Annotated in this window: 26 protein-coding genes; 15 read left to right on the top strand and 11 right to left on the bottom strand. The window is 64.1% G+C overall.

Annotated features, from left to right (window positions below):
• Positions 1-248: 248 nt before the first annotated feature.
• A complete protein-coding gene (locus tag AC0L3E_RS04150; RefSeq protein WP_127268739.1) occupies positions 249-953 on the top strand; it encodes an XRE family transcriptional regulator in 705 nt (234 codons plus the stop codon).
• Between the two features lie 72 nt (positions 954-1025).
• Here the strand turns inward: AC0L3E_RS04150 and AC0L3E_RS04145 are convergent, their stop codons facing one another.
• A complete protein-coding gene (locus AC0L3E_RS04145) occupies positions 1026-1328 on the bottom strand; it encodes a hypothetical protein (RefSeq protein WP_127383501.1) in 303 nt (100 codons plus the stop codon).
• 188 nt (positions 1329-1516) lie between these two features.
• Here AC0L3E_RS04145 and AC0L3E_RS04140 point away from each other — a divergent pair, with 188 nt between their 5' ends.
• Entirely contained in the window at positions 1517-1885 is a 369-nt protein-coding gene (locus AC0L3E_RS04140; protein ID WP_473604277.1) for a hypothetical protein, read from the top strand.
• A gap of 278 nt (positions 1886-2163) precedes the next feature.
• Here AC0L3E_RS04140 and AC0L3E_RS04135 read toward each other — a convergent pair whose 3' ends face one another.
• The 4 genes from AC0L3E_RS04135 to AC0L3E_RS04120 form a co-directional block, all read right to left on the bottom strand.
• Positions 2164-2328: a hypothetical protein gene (locus AC0L3E_RS04135; RefSeq protein ID WP_473604276.1), complete on the bottom strand. Its 165-nt coding sequence runs from the start codon at positions 2326-2328 to the stop codon at positions 2164-2166.
• Positions 2329-2437: 109 nt separating this feature from the next.
• Positions 2438-3454 (bottom strand): ABC transporter permease, encoded by a 1017-nt coding sequence (locus tag AC0L3E_RS04130; protein ID WP_027035281.1) that lies wholly within the window; start codon positions 3452-3454, stop codon positions 2438-2440.
• Positions 3451-5019, bottom strand: coding sequence for a sugar ABC transporter ATP-binding protein (locus AC0L3E_RS04125; protein ID WP_473604275.1), 1569 nt, complete (start codon positions 5017-5019; stop codon positions 3451-3453). Before AC0L3E_RS04125 ends, AC0L3E_RS04130 begins: the two co-directional genes overlap by 4 nt.
• Before the next feature lie 121 nt (positions 5020-5140).
• Positions 5141-6088 carry a substrate-binding domain-containing protein gene (locus AC0L3E_RS04120; protein ID WP_013530574.1) on the bottom strand — a complete coding sequence of 316 codons (948 nt, stop codon included), beginning with the start codon at positions 6086-6088 and terminating at the stop codon, positions 5141-5143.
• Between the two features lie 351 nt (positions 6089-6439).
• Between AC0L3E_RS04120 and AC0L3E_RS04115 the strand changes: the two genes are divergently transcribed.
• On the top strand, positions 6440-7150 hold the full coding sequence (locus tag AC0L3E_RS04115; RefSeq protein ID WP_473604274.1) for a RibD family protein: 711 nt from the start codon (positions 6440-6442) through the stop codon (positions 7148-7150).
• Positions 7151-7217: 67 nt separating this feature from the next.
• Here AC0L3E_RS04115 and AC0L3E_RS04110 read toward each other — a convergent pair whose 3' ends face one another.
• The gene (locus AC0L3E_RS04110; protein WP_292335399.1) at positions 7218-8108 is read right to left on the bottom strand and encodes an SDR family oxidoreductase; all 891 of its coding nucleotides are present in this window, start codon (positions 8106-8108) and stop codon (positions 7218-7220) included.
• Positions 8109-8198: 90 nt separating this feature from the next.
• Here AC0L3E_RS04110 and AC0L3E_RS04105 point away from each other — a divergent pair, with 90 nt between their 5' ends.
• A complete protein-coding gene (locus AC0L3E_RS04105; protein WP_473604273.1) occupies positions 8199-9032 on the top strand; it encodes a helix-turn-helix transcriptional regulator in 834 nt (277 codons plus the stop codon).
• Between the two features lie 37 nt (positions 9033-9069).
• Here the strand turns inward: AC0L3E_RS04105 and AC0L3E_RS04100 are convergent, their stop codons facing one another.
• On the bottom strand, positions 9070-9516 hold the full coding sequence (locus tag AC0L3E_RS04100) for an SRPBCC family protein (RefSeq protein WP_473604272.1): 447 nt from the start codon (positions 9514-9516) through the stop codon (positions 9070-9072).
• A 137-nt stretch (positions 9517-9653) separates the two neighbouring features.
• Here AC0L3E_RS04100 and AC0L3E_RS04095 point away from each other — a divergent pair, with 137 nt between their 5' ends.
• Complete coding sequence (locus AC0L3E_RS04095; protein WP_473604271.1) at positions 9654-10406, top strand: pseudouridine synthase; 753 nt, start codon at positions 9654-9656, stop codon at positions 10404-10406.
• A 118-nt stretch (positions 10407-10524) separates the two neighbouring features.
• Positions 10525-10926, top strand: a complete 402-nt coding sequence (locus AC0L3E_RS04090; protein ID WP_127267214.1) for a VOC family protein — start codon at positions 10525-10527, stop codon at positions 10924-10926.
• Positions 10927-10957: 31 nt separating this feature from the next.
• Here the strand turns inward: AC0L3E_RS04090 and AC0L3E_RS04085 are convergent, their stop codons facing one another.
• Positions 10958-11539 carry a histidine phosphatase family protein gene (locus tag AC0L3E_RS04085; RefSeq protein WP_127267215.1) on the bottom strand — a complete coding sequence of 194 codons (582 nt, stop codon included), beginning with the start codon at positions 11537-11539 and terminating at the stop codon, positions 10958-10960.
• 208 nt (positions 11540-11747) lie between these two features.
• On the opposite strand from AC0L3E_RS04085, the gene AC0L3E_RS04080 reads away from it, so the two are divergent.
• The 3 genes from AC0L3E_RS04080 (at position 11748) to AC0L3E_RS04070 (ending at position 13148) form a co-directional block, all read left to right on the top strand.
• Entirely contained in the window at positions 11748-12197 is a 450-nt protein-coding gene (locus tag AC0L3E_RS04080; protein WP_127267216.1) for a universal stress protein, read from the top strand.
• 156 nt (positions 12198-12353) lie between these two features.
• Positions 12354-12872 carry a sugar O-acetyltransferase gene (locus AC0L3E_RS04075; RefSeq protein ID WP_127408821.1) on the top strand — a complete coding sequence of 173 codons (519 nt, stop codon included), beginning with the start codon at positions 12354-12356 and terminating at the stop codon, positions 12870-12872.
• Positions 12873-12962: 90 nt separating this feature from the next.
• Positions 12963-13148 (top strand): type II toxin-antitoxin system TacA family antitoxin, encoded by a 186-nt coding sequence (locus tag AC0L3E_RS04070; protein ID WP_236382721.1) that lies wholly within the window; start codon positions 12963-12965, stop codon positions 13146-13148.
• A 54-nt stretch (positions 13149-13202) separates the two neighbouring features.
• Here the strand turns inward: AC0L3E_RS04070 and AC0L3E_RS04065 are convergent, their stop codons facing one another.
• Both AC0L3E_RS04065 and AC0L3E_RS04060 read right to left on the bottom strand, forming a co-directional pair.
• The gene (locus AC0L3E_RS04065; protein ID WP_473604269.1) at positions 13203-13952 is read right to left on the bottom strand and encodes a sulfite exporter TauE/SafE family protein; all 750 of its coding nucleotides are present in this window, start codon (positions 13950-13952) and stop codon (positions 13203-13205) included.
• A gap of 88 nt (positions 13953-14040) precedes the next feature.
• Entirely contained in the window at positions 14041-14190 is a 150-nt protein-coding gene (locus AC0L3E_RS04060; protein WP_292335393.1) for a hypothetical protein, read from the bottom strand.
• 112 nt (positions 14191-14302) lie between these two features.
• Here AC0L3E_RS04060 and AC0L3E_RS04055 point away from each other — a divergent pair, with 112 nt between their 5' ends.
• Positions 14303-15217 (top strand): LysR substrate-binding domain-containing protein, encoded by a 915-nt coding sequence (locus tag AC0L3E_RS04055; protein ID WP_473604267.1) that lies wholly within the window; start codon positions 14303-14305, stop codon positions 15215-15217.
• Here the strand turns inward: AC0L3E_RS04055 and AC0L3E_RS04050 are convergent.
• Positions 15183-16826, bottom strand: coding sequence for a tetratricopeptide repeat protein (locus AC0L3E_RS04050; RefSeq protein WP_473604266.1), 1644 nt, complete (start codon positions 16824-16826; stop codon positions 15183-15185). The two genes, AC0L3E_RS04055 and AC0L3E_RS04050, sit on opposite strands and share 35 nt — an antisense overlap.
• Before the next feature lie 269 nt (positions 16827-17095).
• Here AC0L3E_RS04050 and AC0L3E_RS04045 point away from each other — a divergent pair, with 269 nt between their 5' ends.
• The 5 genes from AC0L3E_RS04045 (at position 17096) to AC0L3E_RS04025 (ending at position 21127) form a co-directional block, all read left to right on the top strand.
• Positions 17096-17596, top strand: a complete 501-nt coding sequence (locus tag AC0L3E_RS04045) for an Lrp/AsnC family transcriptional regulator (RefSeq protein ID WP_127271168.1) — start codon at positions 17096-17098, stop codon at positions 17594-17596.
• Positions 17593-18756, top strand: a complete 1164-nt coding sequence (locus AC0L3E_RS04040) for a saccharopine dehydrogenase family protein (RefSeq protein ID WP_127271167.1) — start codon at positions 17593-17595, stop codon at positions 18754-18756. The genes AC0L3E_RS04045 and AC0L3E_RS04040 overlap by 4 nt, the downstream gene beginning before the upstream one ends.
• 111 nt (positions 18757-18867) lie before the next feature.
• Positions 18868-19656, top strand: coding sequence for an ABC transporter substrate-binding protein (locus AC0L3E_RS04035; protein WP_127272106.1), 789 nt, complete (start codon positions 18868-18870; stop codon positions 19654-19656).
• Between the two features lie 128 nt (positions 19657-19784).
• The gene (locus AC0L3E_RS04030) at positions 19785-20456 is read left to right on the top strand and encodes an amino acid ABC transporter permease (RefSeq protein ID WP_127271796.1); all 672 of its coding nucleotides are present in this window, start codon (positions 19785-19787) and stop codon (positions 20454-20456) included.
• On the top strand, positions 20453-21127 hold the full coding sequence (locus tag AC0L3E_RS04025; protein WP_127272108.1) for an amino acid ABC transporter permease: 675 nt from the start codon (positions 20453-20455) through the stop codon (positions 21125-21127). The genes AC0L3E_RS04030 and AC0L3E_RS04025 overlap by 4 nt, the downstream gene beginning before the upstream one ends.
• Positions 21128-21152: the final 25 nt, after the last annotated feature.

Here is a 21152-nt window from a genome sequence, read left to right as displayed (position 1 = left end):
GTCGCCGGAGACGGGCGGACCGGACCCGGGGCTGGTGCAGTCAAGCACCGAGCCTCGGGCTTCATCCTGGCCGGGGAGGAGGACAGCCGGGATGAAAGGGGGGGCGACAGCCGCCGGGCACACCGCGCACGGGGCCGGCGCGATTGCGCCATCAAAGGTGGACAGGTTTTGCATACCTGTATATAAGCATAACTCATAAATTTATGCAAGCCATTCTTTCATAGACGAGAGCCACTTTCATCACTCACATGGTCGCCATGGCAAGAACGGAACTGTCGATCAAGGTCGGGGCGGCGATCCGCAAGGCGCGCAAGCAGCGCGGCCTGGTCATGCGCCACATCGCCGAGCACAACGACACCGATGTCGCCGCCGTCGGCAATTGGGAAACCGGCCGCAATCTGCCCAAGACCGAGAACCTCCTGAAGACCGCCGCCTTCCTGCGCGTCGACCCGGTGGCGCTGGGTCAAGGGCAGGTCGTGTTTCTCGACGATGCCGGACCGGTCGCCGATGCGGAGATCGTCACCGATACCGGTCCGCTACCCGCGGGGTCGATGGATATCGAGGTGCTGGGCGCGGCCGTCGGCGGCGACGATGGCGATTTCACCTTCAACGGCGAGCCGGCGGGTTACGTCCAGCGCCCGCCGGGGGTGCGCAACCTGCCGAAGGTGTTCGCCCTGCACGTGCTCTCGGATTCCATGGTGCCGCGTTATGAGCCCGGCGACCTGATCTATTGCGGCGGCCGCGACGCCGTACCGGGCGACCATGTGGTGATCGAGACCTTCCCCGAGGAAAACGAGCGCAACGGCAAGGCCTTTATCAAGAAGCTGGTCAAGCGCACGGCGGGCGAGCTGGTGGTCGAGCAGTACAACCCGCCGAAGACGCTGACCTTCAACCGCTACGCCATCAAACATGTCTGGCGCGTGATTCCGCTGAAGGAATTGCTGGGGTATTGAGGACGGGGCGTTCTTCCTTCTACCCCCTGCGAGAAGGAAGAACCAGCGCTGGCACCCTTCCTTCGACAAAACTCAAGCTCGCCGTGATCCCTCCAGCGGCACCTCGCGCTCATTCAGCATCCGCGCTTCGCTGCGCACGCGCTGGCGCTCGTCGACAAACGCCGCCTGGATCGTAACCGTCGCCCCCGGCAGTCCGTCGGCGCGGCAGGCCGAACAGACGATGCGGCCCGACAGAGCGGACAGCGGCGTATTCCCCGTCACCCCGAACCGCTTCAGCTGATCGGGTCGCCACCACCTGTTGCGGCCGCAATCGGCGCACTCGACCGAGATCGAGGCGACATGCGCGATTGTCGGCTCCTTGCCCGGTAATGCCATCGCCCCTCCCCATCCTTTTTGTTCCCGATTTGTTCGCATATTCCTGCGTTTTGAGCCGGGAGTCGAGTCGCAGTTTTCAAACTTTCGCAGAAGTTTTCTTCTAGTGTAATTTGAGTTATGCTTTCATATATATATAAAAATGTGAGTCGGACACGAACCTGCCCACTGCATCAGACCCGGGAGCGATAATGGACGCTTTTGCCGCCGATTTTGCCCGTTCCTGCGGTTACGCCGGCGACAGCCTGGCCCTGCTTGAAGCCTTCGAAGCCATCCGCCGCAACGGCATCGCCCACGCCCGTCAGGATCACGTCAGGCGCAAGGCGGTGATCGACGAGTTGAAACCGTCGCAAGCGCTGTTCCTGGCCGCGATTGGCCCGGCGCTCTCGGCGGAAGAGGCCATTGAGGACGCCGCCCGCTTCATAGCCTGCTGGCGCAACATACCGCGCTGGCGCCAGGAGCGGCGCTTGCCCGACCTGATCAGGGCCAAGCATCAGCGGCTCGTGGCGCGCTTCTTTCGACGGTACGGCCATTTTCTGTGGGCGCGCGAAGCAGCGTGAGGGCTGGACCAGCCATTTGCGGGTTCCATCAGTCGTTTTTTCTTTCTAGACTGCACAGGGGTGGCTGATCGTTCGACGTGCATAGTTTGGAATGTTCAAGACTGCCCGTTCAAGATTTCAGACCTGGGTAACGGCCGGCGCGGGAACCATCGCCGCCCTGTTCGTCGCCGGCCTGATGGGCGCGTTCGGCGCCCTGCCCGCCCACGCCCCGCCGCAATTGCCGTCCGATGCCGCCATCGATGCCGGGCGCTGGCGGGTCCAGCCGGCGCGCGCCTATGTCAGCCGCGCCCGGCGAAGTGATTGGCCAGCGCCACCTTCGCCGCGAGCTGCATGAGGAGATCGCCGACCAGCACGCCGGCCAGCACGAGTGCCACGAGTTGCAGCCAGAACCGCCGCAGCAGCGAAAAACCTAGGGTGATCGGTCTGATGATATCGGAAAACATGAGGTTCTCTCACGATGCCACCCGCCAAAACCTTTCTAGCAAAGGACGGCTGTTTTGTAAGAAAGGGGGCTCCCCTTCTCCCCTTGTGGGAGAAGGGAGAACCGTCCCCTCACCTTCTCACCCGCGACTTCAGCCACCGATCAAACGCCACCGCCAGGATCAGGATGAGCCCGATGACGATGCTTTGCGTGTAGGACGAGACGTTGTTGAACTGCAGCCCGTTCTGCAGCACGCCGATGAGCGCCGCGCCGACCACCGTGCCGCCGACAGAGCCGATGCCGCCGAACAGCGAGGTGCCGCCGATGACGACGGCCGAGATGACCGTCAGCTCGTAGCCAATACCGGCGACTGCTTCGGAGGAGTTCAGCCTGGCCGACAGCACGAAAGCGGCAAGCCCGGCGAAGAAGCCGACGATGACATAGACCGAGACCAGGATACGGTCGACGCGCAGGCCCGACAGCCGCGCTGCTTCCGCATTGCCGCCGACGGCATAGACGGCGCGGCCATACCGGGTGTAGCGCAGCACGATGTGGCACAGGATGGCGGCCGCGGCGAAGATCAGCGCCGGCACCGGCACGGGGCCGATCAGCCCGGTGCCGAACCAGCGCATCGAGGCGTCGAAGCCCGAGATCGGGCCGCCGTTTGAGATAGTCAGCGTCAGCCCGCGAAACACCGTCAGCCCGCCCAGCGTAACGACGAAGGGCGGCACTTTCAGCCGGGTGATGACAAGCCCTTGGACCCCGCCGGCAGCAGCGCCCACAACGACGGCGGCCAAGAGTGCTGCGAACCAGCCGAATCCTTGCGTGCCGCTCGTCGACAGCGACAGCGTGTTGGCGGAGCCACCCTTGGCGACCACGGCGGCGACCATACCGCAGAAGGCGAGCAGCGAACCGACCGACAGGTCGATGCCGGCGGTGAGGATGACGAAGGTCATGCCGAGCGCGATCAGCCCGGTGATCGAGATCTGCCTTGTGATGTTGAACAGGTTGATCGGGTCCATGAAGCTCGGCTTCAGCACGGTGAAGACGATGATCAGCGCCACCAGGAACAGCAGCGGCCCGAAGCTCATCAAAAGCCGCGCGAAGTTGATGCCGCCGCGCTGATCCTGTTCCCCCGCCACGCTCATAGTGTCTCCTTGCGGTCGAGTGCCATCAGTTCCATCAGTCTTTCCTCGTTTGCCTCGACGCCCGGCATCTGGCCGGTGATGCGGCCCCGGCGCATGGTGACGATGCGGTCCGACACTGCAAGCACCTCGGGCAGCTCGGACGAAATCATCATCACCGCAATGCCGCGCGCCGCAAGCTGCACCAGGATCTGGTGCACCTCGGTCTTGGCGCCGACATCGACGCCGCGCGTCGGCTCGTCGACGATCAGCACTTTCGGATCGCGCGCCAGCCAGCGCGCCAGGATCACCTTCTGCTGGTTGCCGCCCGACAGGCCTTCGATCGCCTGCTCGGCCGAAGCCATGCGGATCGACAGCATTTTGCGAAACCCGGACAGCGCATCGCGCTCGCGCCGCTCGGCCATAAAGCCGAAACCGTTGCTGAAGCTGCCCAGCGAAGCGATGGAGAAATTCGGCAGGATGCCCAGCGCGGCAAAGATCGCCTGGTGCTTGCGATCCTCCGGTAGCAGGCCGATGCCGAGCGCAATGGCGTCTGCGGGCGATGCCGGGGCGATCGGCTTGCCATCGAGCGTGATGGTGCCGGCCGCGATACGGTCGGCGCCGAAGATGGCGCGCGCCAGCTCGGTGCGGCCCGAGCCGACAAGCCCGGCAACGCCGAGGATTTCACCGGCCTTGAGGTCGATGTCGACGCCGTCGAGCACGATGGCGTGCGGCGCTTCGGGATCGCGCACGGTGCGCAGGCCGCGCACCGACAGCACGACATCGCCGGCCACCGCGCGTTGCGCCGGCCGGGCATAGAGCTCGGACGCCGCGCGGCCAACCATCTTCTCGATGATTTTGGGCAGGGCGATCGGTCCACCCTCACGGTCGAGATGCCCGGCCAGCCGCCCATCGCGCAGCACCGTCATGCGGTCGCAGATGGCGGAGGCTTCCTCCAGCCGGTGGGTGACGAACATGATGGCGACCTTGTCCTTGCGCAGCCGGTCCATGATCGACAGCAACCGCTGCACCTCGGTCTCGGTCAGCGCCGAGGTCGGCTCGTCCATGATGATCAGTCGGCTTTTCAGCGACAGGGCGCGGGCGATCTCGACCAGTTGCTGTTCGGCCACCGACAGCGCCGACACCGGCGTCATCGGGTCTATGGAGAGACCGACGCGGGCGATGATCGTGCGGGAGTCCTGCTCCATCCGCCTCCAACTGACCAGCCCGAGCGGACCGGTCGGCGCGCGGCCGATAAAGATGTTTTCCGCCACCGTCAGCGTCGGGATCAGGCTGAGCTCCTGGTAGATGGTGACGATGCCGAGCCGCTTGGCATCCTGCGGGCTGGATGGATGATAATCGGCACCGTCGAAAGTGATGCGGCCGCCCGACGGCGGCATGACGCCCGAGAGGATTTTCAAGAGCGTCGACTTGCCGGCCCCGTTTTCGCCGAGCAGGCCGAGGATCTCGCCGGGGCGGATATCGAGCGACACGTCGCTGAGCGCGGTGACGCCCGAGAAATGCTTGGTGATGCCTTCGACGGCAAGCAGGACGGGTTCGGGCGATGCGGCTTCAGCGGCTGGCGGCAAGGGTGGCTCCTTCCATGCAGTTGATGTCGCCTGTCAGCGCTTGAACGCCCCCTCTGTCCTGCCGGACAGAGGGGGGCGCTGTCCCGCCGGCTTTGCCAATCGGCCGATCCCCGCCAAACCCCTACTTCGTCTCGCCAATCCGCTCCGCCTTGTCGAGATTGTCCTTGCCTATGACGATCGGCGTCAGCAGCACCAGCTTCTCCTTCGGCTCGGTCTTGTCCTTGGCAAAGGCCACCGCGATGCGCACCGCGGTGCGCGACTGCTCGCCGGGAAACTGCTCGACGGTGCCCGCAAGCTTGCCGTCACGCACCGCGACCAGCGCTTCCGGCAGTGCATCGAAGCCGTAGATCTTGACGTCGGTGAAGTTGCGCGCGGCACAAGCCTCCATGGCGCCCAGCGCCATGTCGTCATTGGCGCAGACGATGGCGTCCGGCTTGCCGTTGGCGGCAAGGCCGGCCTCGGTCACCGACAGCGCCTCGGCGCGGGCGAAGTTGGCGGTCTGCTCGAAGACGATCTGATACTTGTCCTTCAAGGGATCGAGCACATTGTGCACGCCCTTGTTGCGGTCGATCGCCGGACCGGCGCCGGGCTGGCCCTGCAGATGGAACAGCTTGGCGCCGTTGGGGAACGCCGCCACCACGGCGTTGGCTTCCGCCTCGCCGCCCTTGACGTTATCGGCGCCGACATGGGCGAGGATGCCCTCGACGCCGTCGACGCGGCGGTCGATCGTCACCACCGGAACGCCGGCCTTGACCGCTTCCTCGATGGCCGGCGCCAGCGCGTTGACGTCGAGCGGCGAGATGACAATGGCGTTGACCTTCTGCACCAAGGCCGCCTCGATGTCGGCGGTCTGCTTGGTGGCCGAGTTCTGGCCGTCGCTTTCGGTCAAATTGACGCCTTGCGTGGCGGCTTCCGCCTTGATCTCGTTCAGCATGTGCACGAAGAACGGAAAGCCGAGACTGGGCACCGAGCCAAGGATGGTGAGCTTGTCCTGCGCAAACACCGAGGGCGCGGCGACCATCATGGCGCCGAAAGCCGCGGACGACAGCAGGAATTCACGTCTGTTCATGGGATCCTCCTCCACAAAAACGCACGACCCCGAAAACCGGGATCGGTTTCAGGAAGGATCATGCATCGGTTCAAAGTGTTGGAGCATCCTCCCTGCGCCCGAAAACGCATGCCGCTCCAGCTGGCCGCCGCTGTAAAAAGAGCCTCCCACCGACGCCTGCCTGGGGATGCTAACCCAGGGTCAACCATTTGTGCAACCTCGATATAACAGAGGTGCCGGGCAATTTATCGGAATTGTCGGATTTTGGTTTGCAGCGTGGGCAACATCTCCCTGAGGTGCCTGGCTTCCATTCCCTCTGCCCGGCACTACCTTGGACTGACTCGCGAAGCTTTTGTGATCTGGAGAACCCGTATGAAGCCGCAAATCGTCTGCCATATGCTCGCATCACTCGACGGCAGCCTTCATCCAAGCCGCTACACGACAAGTCCGGACGGGACCCGGGCGGAGTGGTCGAGCCTCTACGAACATATCCACAGTGATCTCGCGGCTGACGCCTGGATCGTCGGCCGCGTCACCATGGCCGAGATGAGCAAGGCCGCCGCGCACCCACCAGCCAATGTCGGCAAGGTCGACCGGCCCTATCATTTCGCGCAAATGGATGCGGGCAGTTATGCCGTGGCGCTCGATGCCTCGGGCAAGCTTCACTTTTCCAAACCCGACATCGGTGGCGACCACGTCGTGGTGCTGCTTGGGCGCGACGTCGCCGACAGCCATTTGGCCGAACTCGCCGCCGACGGCGTGTCCTATATCGTGTCGGAAGCGGCGGACATCGATCTCGCGGCGATGCTCGAGGTGCTCGGCAGCGAACTCGGCATAAGCCGGCTGCTGCTTGAGGGCGGCGCCGGCATCAACGGTTCGTTCCTTGCGGCCGGGCTCGTCGATGAACTGAGCCTTCTCGTGGCGCCCGCGATCGATGGACGCGCCGCGAACCAGGCCTTCGTCGAGTTCGGCGAGAGCGGCCTGGCGGGCAAGATGCAGTTGTCCCTGATGAGCTGCGAGGCCTTGGCGCATGGGCTCGTCCATCTGCGCTACGCCGTCACCCTGCTTGACGTTGCTCGCTGAACGGAAATGACCGCCAACCCGGCTATCCCGGATTGGCGGCCCGCTTCTGCGCCGACGCTTCAGCCGGTCAAACGGCGTATTGCATGGCGTCGAGATCGGCGATCAGCGTCGGGCCGGTCGGATGCCAGCCCAATCGTGCCTGTGTCAGCGCGCTGGAGGCCGGCAGATCCATCGGCGCGAACATTGCCATCCAGCCGAAATGCTCCGCCGCTCTTTCCGGCGCGATGGAGACGACCGGCAATTTCAGGCCCCGGCCAAGCGCCTCGGCGATGGCCCGCACCTCGACGCCTTCCTCGCCGACCGCGTGATAGCGTGCTCCCGGTTGCCGCTTTTCCACGGCCAGCCGGTAAAGCCGCGCCGCATCGAGGAGATGGCCCGCGGAGAAGCGGTTGCGGCCTTCGCCGACATAGGCCGAGACGCCCCTTTCACGCGCGATCTCGATGAGCGGCGAGATAAGCCCTTGCTTGACCGGATTGTGGACCTGCGGCAGCCGCACCACCGACAGATTGATGCCGTTTTCCAGAAGCGCATTGCCGGCCAGCTCGGAGGCTATGCGCGGATTGGGGTGGCTGGCATTGAAGACGTCCTCAATCGCCAGTTCGCCATGCCCAGGGCTGCCCATGCCGACGCCGGAGGTGATCACCAGCGGCCGGTCGGAGCCGGCCAGGGCGGCGCCGAGAGCGGCGATGACGCGCTTGTCCTTTTCGCAATTCTCGGCAAACCGCGAGAAATCATGGTCGAACGCCGTATGGATCACAGCCTCCGCCTTCGCCGCGCCGTCGCGCAGCCCCTCGGGATCTTCGAGGGTGCCCCGATGCACCTCGGCGCCTGCCGCGACCAGCGCCTCGGCGCCGGCGTCGGAGCGGGTCACGCCGACCACCTGGTGGCCCGCCTTGATGAGTTCGGGAACGATCGCCGAACCGATGAAACCGGTCGCGCCGGTGAGAAAGATACGCATGCAAAATCTCCTGCACAGTTGCCTGCGTAATATTGCTGGTCTATTATTCTATTAAAGTAGTGATCTTATCATGGTATAATGGCTAACAGGATGCCCTCCAATTCCGCCGGCTCGCTGGCAGCGTTCCTCAAAGACCGGCGCACGCGGCTCGATCCGGCTTCCTTCGGCTTTTCGGGCCGCCGACGCACGCCGGGACTGCGCCGGGAAGAGGTCGCCCAACGCGCCAACATCAGCCCGACCTGGTACACATGGCTGGAGCAGGGCCGCGGCGGCGCACCCTCGGCCGATGTCCTCAATCGCATCGCCAAGGGGCTACTGCTGACCGAGGCGGAGCGCGAACATCTTTTCATGCTGGGGCTCGGGCGCCCGCCCGAGGTCCGCTACACCGGTGCCGAGGGTGTCAGCCCACGGCTGCAGCGCCTCATCGACACGCTCGATGCCAGCCCCGCCATAGTCAGGACCGCTACGTGGGACGTCGTTGCCTGGAACCGCGCCGCGCGGGTCGTGCTGACCGACTACAGCGCCCTGCCCGAGGGCGAGCGCAACATCCTGCGTTTCATGTTCCTGCGCCCCGCCATCCGCGCCAAGCAGCACGACTGGCAAAACCTGGCCCGTTTCGTGGTCGGCTCGTTTCGTGCCGATGCGGCACGCGCCGGCGCTGTCTCCGAGGTGCGCGAACTCGTCGACGAGCTTTGCAGCGCCAGCCCCGAGTTTGCCGCCCTGTGGCGGGCAAACGACGTGCTCAGCCACGGCGACGGGACAAAGCGCCTGAAGCATCCGGAACTCGGCGATATCGAGCTGGAATATTCGGGCTTCGCGGTCGACGGCCGGCCGGATTTGAGCCTGACCGTCTACAACCCGGTCGACAGCGCCGTCGCCGACCGCATCCGCGCGCTGGCTCTCGCCCGACACCCCAAAGAGTAAGGGCCGGACGACCCGTCCACGGGGATGACGCCCGCCCTCAAGCGCGCTCGCAGACCGCCTTCAGGATCTGCAAGGTCGGTCCCCAGTAGAGATTGGCGTGCGGACGGATCGCCGGTTCGGCGAAGTCGCTGAGCGTCAGCGTCAACAGCGTTCCCCCATCCGCCGGCGCCAGATCGAAGCTGAGCACCGTGTGGTTTTCGGGCACGTCCGCCAGACGCGGGGCCGACAACGTGCTCCAGTAGCTGTAGGCGAAGCTCCTTCCCGGCTCAAAAGCGCGGATGATGCCATGGTTCTCGAACGGCATTCCGTGCAGCAATCCGCGCATCACGATCGCGCCGCCGGCCTGTCCTTGCAGGCTGACGGTCAACTCCTCGTCGGACATCCATTGCGGGATCATCGCGGGCGTCGTCAGCACCTGCCAAATCTTGGCAGGCGTTGCAGCGATGACGACGGTCTTGATGATCGGTGCGGCAGACTCACTCATGCGCTGCAATTTATCGCGGATGCGGCGACGACAATATCGTCGTTCGGGCGGTGCGGCGCATGCGAAGGCAGCAGCGCGGCTTGCGAAGCGGTCGTCGCCCGTGGCATCTGTCGGCTCCACCAGCGCAGACGGGCAGCATGACACCACGGCAGACACGGCAGAGCGGCAGGCAGGCGGCGCCCGGCGTCAGTCTCAACCGGGCGCTGTCGAAGCTCGGCCTGTGCTCGCGCACGCAGGCGGATGTGCTGATCGCGGAGGGCCGCGTGCGCGTCGGCGGCAAGGTCGTGCGCAATGCAGCCCTGCGGGTCGACCTCGACCGCGACCGCATCGTCGTCGACGACAGGCCGGTGGTTGCCGAGCGCAAGGTCTATCTCATGCTCAACAAGCCGCGCGGGCTGGTCACCACCCGCGACGACCCGCAACAGCGCGACACCGTCTATGCCTGCCTCGAAGGGCTCGACCTGCCCTTCGTCTCGCCGGTCGGCCGCCTCGACAAGGCCAGCGAAGGCCTGCTGCTGATGACCAACGACACCCGATTTGCCAACCGGCTGGTGGACCCGGCTTCGCATTTGCCGAAAACCTATCACGTGCAGGTCGGCACGGTGCCGGACGCGGCGATGTTGAAGACGTTGCGCGCGGGCGTGAGCGTCGACGGCGAGATCCTGACCACGAATTCGATCGAACTTTTGCGCAGCGGCGGCCGCACCGCCTGGCTGGAGATCGTGCTCGACGAAGGCCGCAACCGCCACATCCGTCGCCTGCTCGCCGCGCACGGCGTCGAGGTCCTGCGCCTCATCCGCATCGCCATCGGCCGCCTGCCGCTCGGCGACCTCGCCAAGGGCACGGCACGGCGTTTGACACCGGAGGAACTGGCGCTGCTGACGGGGTGAGCAGCGCGTGCGCTGGTGCAGGCTCACAGCAATCCGTCCTGACGGAAAGCTGTCAGGAGGCCTGGCCTATAGGTCGGATGGGAGCCGGCCACGGCTTCAACGATCAGGAGCCAAAGCAATGAATTTCGTCTCTGTCCGCATCATCACTTCGGACGTTCAGCGCCTCGTGCGCTTCTACGGCGAGATCACGGGCATGCCCGTGACGGTCTACACGGAAGACTTCGCAGAACTGGCGACACCGGCCTGCACGCTGGCGATCGGCAGCACGCGCACCTTGATGCTGTTTGGCGGCGACATCGCCCGCCCCGCCGACAACCACACCGTCATCCTCGAGTTCCGCGTCGGCGACGTCGATGCTGAATTCGCCAGGCTCTCGGACCTCGTCAGGAATGTTACTGTGCAGAAGCCAACCACAATGCCCTGGGGCAATCGCTCGCTGCTGTTTCGCGACCCCGATGGCAATCTGGTGAATTTCTTCACGCCGGTGACCGCCGAAGCGATCAAGAAATTCGACAGGTAGGGCGGAAGCGGCGCCGCTGGCCAAAGCCGCCCTACTTCTGGTTCCATTTCCGGATGACCGGCTCGCTCAAATCATGCTCGTAGCCGAGCACGCTGATGCTGGCTGTTTCGAGCACAAGCAGCGCGCCGCCTTCGGGCGGCAGGCCAATCCAGCGCGCCGCCAGCACGCGCAAGAAATGCGCGCTGGAAAACACCAATATGCCGGCATTGGCCTCGCGCAGCCCGGCGATAATCCTGTCGGCCCGCGCGCCGACATCGGCCGCCATCTCGCCCTTTGGACAACCATCGCGAAACACATTCCAGCCGGGGCGCTCGGCCAGGATCTGTTTTGTCGTCAGCCCCTCATAGGCGCCGTAGTCCCATTCCTGCAGATCGTCCTTCTTGACGCTCTGCGCGTCGAAGCCGGCCAGTACGCTGGTGTTGTAGGCGCGCTGCGACGGGCTCGACCATACGGCCGAAAAAGACAGCCCCTTGAGCCTATCGGCGACACCCCGCGCGGCGGCCTCGCCAACCGGGGTCAACGGCATGTCGGTGCGACCGGTATGCTGCCCCGAAAGGCTCCATGCCGTCTCACCATGCCGGACCAGATGGATTTGGGGATACGCGTTGCTCATGGAATGCCTTTCAGTGTCGCCAGCACCTTACGCGACGATGCGGCAAAGGGGAATCCGCTTGGTACAAAACTGCGTGGTCGCCTGGCCTTGATCGGCGGCGGGCCGGCCCTGTGATCGGCCCGAGGCCGCAACTATATCAAGGCCAGGCCTCCACAAGGCTCCCGCCACCACAAGGGCACGGGCCCTTGCACAACAAGTCGAGATCGTCATGTACAAACATCTGCTCATCGCCACGGACGGATCGGAACTGGCCGACAAGGGCGTTACTCACGGCCTAACGTTGGCCAAGGGCCTCGGCGCTGCTGTCACCTTCGTCACCGTCTCGGAACCATTCCCGATCTTCGCCTTGGGCGGTGCCATGGCCGGCTATGCCGCCGGCAACGAACTGGCTGCCTACAAGGAAGAGGCGGGACGACACGCTAAGGAAGTGCTCGACAAGTGCAAGGCGTCGGCGAACGCCGTCGGCGTCTCCGCGGAGGTCGTGCATGTCGAGGACAAGCGGCCCGCCGAAGCCATCCTGGAACTGTCGCAGGCCCTGGGCTGCGACCTGATCGTCATGGCTTCGCACGGCCGCCGCGGACTGGGCAAGCTGCTTCTCGGCAGCCAGACGGCGGAAGTGCTGTCCTACACGGAAATCCCGGTTCTGGTGGTGCGATAGGGCGTTTTTCCGGGCTGGAACTGACTTTCGGAATCATGCTCAAATAACAGCCGGAGACCATCCCGGCGCGGCTGTCGTGCGCCAACATTGTTCGACCGCGCCGGAGAAAATTGACGAATGGCGGACGAGGGTCGCACCAGGATAATTCCCAGCGGAATGCCGCAGTCGGCCGCCATGCTGGCCGACGTCAAACGGGCGATGGCGACCACCGCAAGCCTCAACCGCTTGACCTTCAACGACGCGGCTGAAGTCCGGACCCTGTTCAGCGAACTCATTGGCAGGAAGGTCGACGACAGCTTCCTGCTGATCCCGCCCTTCTACACGACCGGCGGATCCGATATCCGCGTCGGGCGCAATGTCTTCATCAATCAGAACTGCACCTTTTATGATCTTGGCGGGCTCGACATCGCCGACGATGTCATGATCGGGCCGAATGTCAGCCTCATCACCTCGGGCCATCCCCTCGAACCGTCGCGGCGTCGCGCCTTCACGACCGCAAAGCCGATCGTGATCGAACGCAATGTCTGGATCGCGGCCGGCGCGACGGTCATCGGCGGCGTGACGGTGGGCGAAAACTCGGTTGTCGCGGCGGGTTCCGTGGTCACTAGGAACGTTCCCCCGAACACGCTTGTCGGGGGAAACCCGGCCAACGTCATCAGGTCGATTGCCGAATGAGGGCGCGACTTTTCATCGGGCGGCCGGACCGACAGATCGTAGTGACATCGTCGCTATGCTATGCTGTTAACGCAGGGAAGGAGCCCATTCATGCGCAAGGACTTCATGCTTGAAGCGTTGCAGCGTGCCACTGAAGACACGTTGCTCAACCGCGACATCTTTGCTGTCGAGCCGGATGTCTACGCCGCTTTTCTGGAACGTCTCGACGCGCCGCAGCATCCGAACCACCGGTTGCGCCGCACCATGACGACAAAGCCTCCGTGGGACGCTGCATGACGCTGATGATCACGCTCCGCGCCAATCCCCACCGGCCGCTTAGGATGCCGAAGATCAGAGCGCGGCCTCCAAGACCAGATACCCGCCCAGCATCAGCAGCCCGGCGAAGAACACCGTGCGAAACGTCTCGACGCTCATCGCCTGGCGCAGCGCCTGGCCGGCGAACATGCCGGCGAGCGCCGGCGCAAGCGCCAGGACCGATCCCGCCAGTTGCATTGTCGGCGATGCGAACGCGCCTGCCTTGAACAACCCAAGGGCAAGAGCCGCCGTCGACACGGTGAAGGACAGGCCGAGCGCTTGGATGAGGTCTTCCCGGCCCAGCCGCAGCGATTGCAGATAGGGCACGGCCGGGATGACGAAGACCCCGGTGGCGCCGGTGACCAGCCCGGTCGCCACACCGACCAGCGGTGATACCAACGCCTCGTGGCGCGCCGGCGTGGTGAAGCCAAGCTTGAGCAGGCCGAGAATGGCGTAAAGCACCAGCGCCGCACCGAGCCCGGCCGAGGCAACGCCAGAGTGTGTGCCGGTGAGCAGGCCGGCCCCGGCGACGGTGCCAAGCACGACGCCGGCCATCATCGTCCACAACCGCTTGCACAGCCCGCCGAAGGATGGGCCGGTGAACAACTGCCAAAGATTGGTGACCAGCGACGGGATCAAGAGCAGGGCAGCCGCCTGCGCCGGCGGCATCGTTACCGCCAGCAGCCCCATCGCCACGGTCGGCAGCCCCATGCCGACGACACCCTTGACGAAGCCCGCGGCAAGGAAGACCGCGCCGATCCAGGCGATGACGCCGACGCTCAGCACGGTCGTTCCTTCGGGGTGCCGCTTCGATCAGTCATGCAACAGCATGTCCGCCGCATCATCGTCGGGCGCGGGTTTTGCAGGCGTTGCTTCATGGTGGACAGGGGGCAGCCATCGCCACGCAACCGCGCTGGCCGGGCTCCGCTCGCGCCATGGCAAGCGAGGCCACCGCGATCGCAAGCACGATCGCCGCGCTTTCAAGTATGCCGGGTCCATGCCGGCCTGTCGCCTTTTCGCTCATCGCGCATCTCCATCGCAAAAGATTTGACTGACATGCCGGCCGCCCACAATGTGGAAGTTACGCCATCAGCCTTCGCCTGCGCCGAAGGCTGAAACCCTGCAGGAGAAGAAAGATGCGCTTCGATCTTACCGATCTCCGGCTGTTCCTGCTGGTCGCCGAGCGCGGCAGCATCACCCATGGTGCCGAACTTGCGGGGCTGGCGCTCGCCTCCGCCAGCGCCCGCATCAAGGGCATGGAGGAAAGCCTCGGCGCGCCGCTTTTAGAGCGGCGGCGGCGCGGCGTGGTGCCGACGGCCGCCGGGCAGGCGCTGCTGCACCATGCGCGGGCGGTGCAGAACCAGATCGAGGCGATGGCCGGCGACCTCGGCGCCTATGCCACGGGCTTGCGCGCCCGCGTGCGGCTGATGGCCAACACGGCCGCCACCAGCGCGCTGCTGCGCGACATGCTGCCGGCCTTCCTCGTCGCGCATCCCGGCATCGACATCGACCTCGACGAGCGCCCCAGCCACGAGATCGCAGAGGCGGTGGCAAGCGGTGCCGCCGATCTCGGCATCGCCGCGACCTGGGCCGGCCTTTCGCACCTGGAGCAGAAGCCGTTCTTCATCGACAGGCTCATGGTGATCGCCGCGCGAGACTGGCCCGACCTCGAAGGCAATACGGCCAACCTCGGCGACCTGCTCGGCGAAGCCTTTGTCGGCCTGAGCGCCGGCCATCCCTTGCAGGAGCACATCACCCGTCAGGCCGCCCGCCTTGGCGGCCATCTGCACTTCCGCATCCGCGTGCCCGGCCTCGACAATGTCTGCCGGCTGGTCGCCCAGGGCGCCGGCATCGCCATCGTGCCCGAAAGTGCCGCGCGCCGCTCCGCCCGCACGCTGCGCAGCCTACGGTTGACCGACGACTGGGCAACACGCCAGCTCAACCTCTGCCCGCCGCTTCGAGGATCTGACGCCACAGGCAAAACTGCTGGCGGAGGCGCTGGTGTGAAGTCGCGCTCTACGGCGCTTTGCCCATGGAGCGTAGCGCGTTGATCGCAGCGAGGTATTCGATGAAATGCTTTGGGCAATCGCTTAGCACGAGCCGATAGAGCGGCAACGTCTCGTCGTCACGATGCTGCAGCCGCTGGAATTCCGCTGTGTAGAAATTGGCCTCGCAGACCTGCTCGTTCCTGATGGTTGCATCCGGATCATCAGCCGCCTTCAGTGTCACTTCAGGCGCCTGGTCACCTAGCAGCATGCGGACCAGCGGCGCCGGCCATTTCGTCATGTCGAGCTTTGCCACGCGCAGGATGCTCGACTGCCCGTTGCGGCGCCGGGCAAGGTCCACCCAGATTGCGGAATACGCATCCTGGGGCTGCATTTGGGCGGACTTCTCCAGATCGGCCTGTGCCTTGGCGGCCGGACCAAAGTAGAATCCGGCAATGCCGCGACTTTGATAGAAACCCGCGAATTTTGGGTTTCGACGAACAGCCTCGTTGAAGTTGGCGAAGGCCTCGACATAGTCTGTCTTGTACATACTGGCGATACCCAGCGCTTCGTAGGCGCTGGGATAGTTCGGCGCATAGTGCAACGCCTGAGTGCAATCATTGATCGCGCGATTGTTTTTTGCCATGTACAGCCACACGTAACAGCGCCCGAGATAGGCGGCGGCATCTTCAGGATTGAGGAAGATCGCTTGATCATAGTCCGCGATGGCGGTGTCGTATTTGCCTTTATCGCTCCAGGCCGCGGCACGGTTCCTGTAGGCGCCAGCATAGCCGGCATCTATTGCGATCGCGAGATTGTAATCTGATATGGCTTCATCGTATTTATGCCTGGATGCCCAGACGAGGCCCCTGCTGTCGTAGGCTTGCACATAGCCTGGATTGATGGCGATCGCGTAATCGTAGTCCGCCAGCGCAAGATCATACTCGCCTTTGTACGACCAGACCCGACCCCGATTGGTGACGGCTTCGGCATAATGGGGATTGAGGGTGATCGCCTGGCTAAGGTCGGCTAAGGCCCGGTCCGCATCATCGATGTACGACCATAGCAGACCGCGATTGTTGTAGCCGACGGCGTTTTTCGGATCGAGGCTGATCGCCTGATCGTACTCGGCAATGGCCCGCTTGTAGAACATCTTGCTCGCCCAGACATCAGCGCGGTCGCGGTAGATCGAGGCATCCTTTGGATCGAGCCTGATCGCCTGGTCATAGTCAGCAATGGCGCGAGCCTTGTCGCCTTTCTTCATCCAGATCTCGGCGCGCCGTCGAAAGGCGAGGATATGATTCGGATCGAGCGCAATCGCCTGGTCGAGGTCCGCAATGGCGCGGTCATATTCGCCGCTGCCGTCCAGTGCATTCGCTCGGTTGAAATGGGCAAGGGCTTGATCATTCACCGATACGGCCTTGTCCTCCAGCAGGCTGGTGCACACGACGATCCGCTTGGGGGCGTCGAGCTCATCGTCGCCGCAATTGTGCAGACGATTATCGGCTGCCATGACCGGCGGGCCGAATGCGAGCAGGACCGCAAGGCAAGCAAGGTAACACTGCGCCACTTTAGTCAAACGCCCATATCGATGAAGCATCATGTCAGAAAAACTTGGAACATCATTGCAGATCGCCGACCTTGTGCCAGCTTGATCGGGCAAATTCTTGACCAAGAAAATTAATATCGAAGAAATCCGGACGGGCCACGCGCCGGCGGCATGCGTCGACAGCGGGGCATCACCACCTTCAATCGCCCGATCACAACACGATTGTCCTAGTCTGCGCGCTGCCTTTCGCCAGCACGTTCGGCCGCCTGCAGGCAGACGACCTACCCAGTTCGCGTGAAAACAGCGCCTTGCTTTTCAAATATCCGTGACGTAGTTTGTTTGCACATTGGCAAAAAAATAGCCGAAGTTTTTTCCTTTTGTGAAAGACGGGGACTTTGCGGGAACATCTCGATCTGACCGATCGGCGGCTGGTCAAACAGCTGTCGCAGGATGCACAGCCGGGCATCAACCGCATCGCCGAGATGTTGGCGATTTCGGTGCCGACGGTGCGCACGCGGCTGCGCAACCTGCTCGACCGCAACCTGCTCAAGATCGTCGGCCTGCTGAACCTGACCGAGCGCCCCGAGCTGATCTCGGCCATTGTCGGCATCAATGCCCAGGGGCGCGGCCGGGCCCGCGAACTGGCACAGCGCATTTCCGAACTGCCCTTCGTCAACTCGGCTTCGGTGGTCACCGGGCGCTTCGACATCATCGTTGACGTGACGGTGGCCGGTGACGTCGCCGATCTCTATCGTGTCACCAGCGAACTGATCCCCGGCGCCGGCGAGCCCGGCGAAGTCGTGCGCAGCGAAACCTTCGTCGTCATGGCGTCCTGCAACAAATGGGTCAGCCTGCCGGAAGGCTGCTGGTCGGACGACCGCAAGGAGCCGGCATGAAGATCGCGGTACTAGGCGGCCTCGGCCTGCAAGGTCGGGCGGCAATCGCCGACCTCGTCGCCAGCGTCGGCGTCGAGGAAATCGTCTGCGTCGATACCGCAGCGGATGGCCCGGCCCGGCTTGCCGGCCTGACCGATCTTGCCCGCGTGCGCTTCGTGGTGCCTGAAGGCGCGATCGGCCCGGCGCTGGCCACTGTGCTTGATGATGTCGACGCCGTCATCGACCTGTTGCCGCAGCCGCTGATGCGCCAGGCGGTGCAGGCCGCGATCGCCACGCGCACGCCGCTGGTCACCACCAATTACGCCAAGTCGATCGCCGACCTGGCGCCAGCCGCCGAACAGGCCGGCGTCTCGATCATGACCGAATGCGGGCTCGACCCCGGCATCGACCTCGTGCTGTACGCGCGCGCCGCCAGGCAGTTCGATTCGATTTCCTCGATCGATTCCTATTGCGGCGGCATCCCCGAGCCGAAGGCGATGGCCAAGCCGCTGTGCTACAAGGTGAGCTGGAATTTCGACATGGTCCTGGTCAGCCAGAACCGCGACAGCGTGATGATCGAAGACGGGAAACGCGTCGCGGTGCCGGCCGGCCAGCAGCACGACAATCCGTTCATCCATGAAATCGAGGTTGCGGGTCTGGGCAAGCTCGAAGCCTTCCCCAATGGCGATGCGCTGCATTATGTCGAGATGCTGGACGCCGCCAAGGGATTGCGCCGCTCCGGCCGCTACACGCTGCGCTGGCCGGGATGGTCGGCCTTCTGGGCGCCGCTGAAGGAGCTTGGCTTCCTCTCCGAAGACAAGGTGCCCGGCACAGGCAACAGCCCGCGCGAATTCCTCGGCCGTCTGCTCGGCCCGCAACTGCAATATGGTCCCGGCGAGAAGGACCTGTGCGTGATGCGCAATGTCTTTTCCGGCCTCGAAGACGGCCGCGCCAAGACGGTGACGTCGGACCTGATCATCGAGCGGGACCTGGCTTCGGGCCTGTTCGGCATGAGCCTCGGCGTCGGCTATCCCGCCAGCATCGTGGCGCAGATGCTCGCGCGGCGTGAGATCACCAGACCGGGCCTTTTGAACCCGCTGCTGGACGTGCCCGACATCAGGTTCTTCGACGAACTGGCCAAGCGCGGCATCACGGTTTCCGAGACGGTGGCACGGGACTGAGGCAGGAAGATTTTCGAACGGTGGCTGCCGTCGGCAACGGCGCTGCCGCTCAAAAAGCACCCCAAAGGGTGAAAAACAACGTGGAACAATAAAACAAGGAGGAATACCGAAATGAAGATTGCCAGATTTTTCATCGCCGGGCTTGCACTCGCCGGGCTCACTGCCGCTGCCAGTGCCGGTACGCTCGACGACATCACCAAGCGCGGCGAGTTGCGCGTCGCCGTGCAGACTCAAGGACCGCCCTTCTCGCTGGTTGGCGCCAACGGCGAACGCACCGGCAGTTCGGTCGAACTGGCCGAACTGATGGCCAAGGAAATGGGTGTGAAAATCACGTTCCTCGACTTCGACTGGGATGGTCTGATTCCGGCGCTGTTGTCGGGTAAGGCCGACCTTCTGGTCGCCGACATGACACCGACGCTGGCGCGTGGCATGAAGGTCGCCTTCACCACGCCTTACATGTACACCGGCAGCACCGTCTTCACCAAGGCCGACAGCAAGTTCAAGACCACTGAGGACTGCAAGGCCAAGGGCACCAAGATCGCCGTGCTGCTCGGCGCCACCGGCGAGAAGGAAGCCAAGAAAGCCTTCCCCGACGCCGACATCAAGAGCTACAAGGGCGGCGGTCCGCTGCTGCTCGACGCCGTCAACAACGGCCAGGCCGATTGCGGCGTCAACGACGTCTCGGCGGTCAAGGGCCAGTCGACCGCCTATCCGGCCGGCAGCTTCACCATCATGCCGGACCTGTTGTCGAAGGAGCCGCTTGCCTTCGCCACCCGCTATGACGAGCCGGACCTGCTGATCTGGATGAACCTGTTCCTCAACCAGGTCACCATCGATGGTCGCCTGCAGAAGAACCTCGACTACTGGGTCAATTCCGACGCCTGGAAGAAAGACCACTGAGGAATTGAATTAGCGAGTAGCGAATAGGGAGTAGCGAATAGGGAATGGCCGTTCCGGCCATGCTTTGCTGCTCCCTAATTCCCTACTCCCTACTCGCCCTTCCTGCACTCTGGGGATTGCACCCAACGATGCTCGAAAATTTCAGTTTCCGCACCATTGTCGAATATCTGCCGCTGTTCGGACAGGGCCTGATCACGACCGTCTGGCTGTCGGCGCTGTCCTTTGTCGGCGCGCTCATCGTCGGCATCGTGCTGTGCGCCATGAACCTGCAGCGCGGCTGGCTGTTTCGCGTGCCGGCCAAGGCCTATATCGACGCCGTACGCGCCACACCCTTGCTGGCGCAGCTCTATTTCCTCTATTTCGGCCTGCCCCGGCTCGGCTTCGTCCTGCCTGAGCTGGTCGTCGGCATTCTCGCGCTGTCGCTCAACAGCGGCGCCTATATCGCTGAAATCATTCGCGCCGGCATCCTGTCGATCCCACGTGGCCAGGTCGAGGCCAGCGTCGCTTCGGGCATGACCTATGTCCAGCGCATGCGTCTGGTCGTCCTGCCGCAGGCCTTCAAGGTGACGATCCCGCCGCTGCTTGGCCAGGCGATCGTGCTGGTCAAGGATTCCGCCCTTCTGTCGCTGATCTCGGTTTCCGAACTGACGCGCGCCGGCCAATTGCTCGCTTCCGACCGCTTCATGCCGGCCGAAGGTTTCCTCACCATCGCCGCCTTCTACCTGCTGCTGTATTACGGACTGAAAGGACTGGCTGGCGTCTCCAGCCGCTGGCTCGGCACGGCGGGGGCGCGGACATGATCTGGCAACAACTGCAAAGCCTCGCCGGCTCTTATCCGCTGGCCCTGCGCGGCCTCGGCATGACCGTGATGCTGTCACTGATCAGCCTGGTGCTCGGCACCCTGCTTGGCTTCGGCCTCGGCATTCTGCGGACCGGCGGCAACCGGCTGATCTCGGGCTTGATCGGGGCCTGGGTCGACCTGATCCGCGGCACGCCGTTCCTGGTGCAGATCTTCCTGATCTTCTTCATCCTGCCTGAGTTCGGCATCGAACTCGATGCCTTCACCGCCGGCATCATCGCGCTGACCAACCTCGCCGCCTGCTTCATCTGCGAGATCGTCGTTGCCGGCATCCGCTCGGTGCCGACAGGTCAGGTCGAGGCGGCGCTGGCGTCCGGCCTGTCGCGCTTGCAGCGCATGCGCCAGGTGGTCCTCCCACAGGCGATGCGCATCGTGCTGCCGCCGCTGGTCGGGCAGTATGTGCTGCTGATCAAGGATTCTTCTGTCGTCTCAGCGATCGGGCTCACCGACCTCACCCGGGTTGGCTGGCTGGTGGTGCAGCGTGTGCCCAACGGCCTGCTGGTCTTCTTCCTCGTCGGCGTCGGCTATTTCATCGTCTGCTATCCGCTGATCATGCTGGCCCGCCGGCTGGAGCAGCGCATGGGCGCGGCGCATGGCGAGGTGCAGTTGTGACTTCCAACCCCAAAGGTCCAGAAAA

This window comes from Mesorhizobium sp. WSM4822 (genome assembly GCF_055811155.1).
This window is presented reverse-complemented; position numbering and strand designations above follow the sequence as displayed.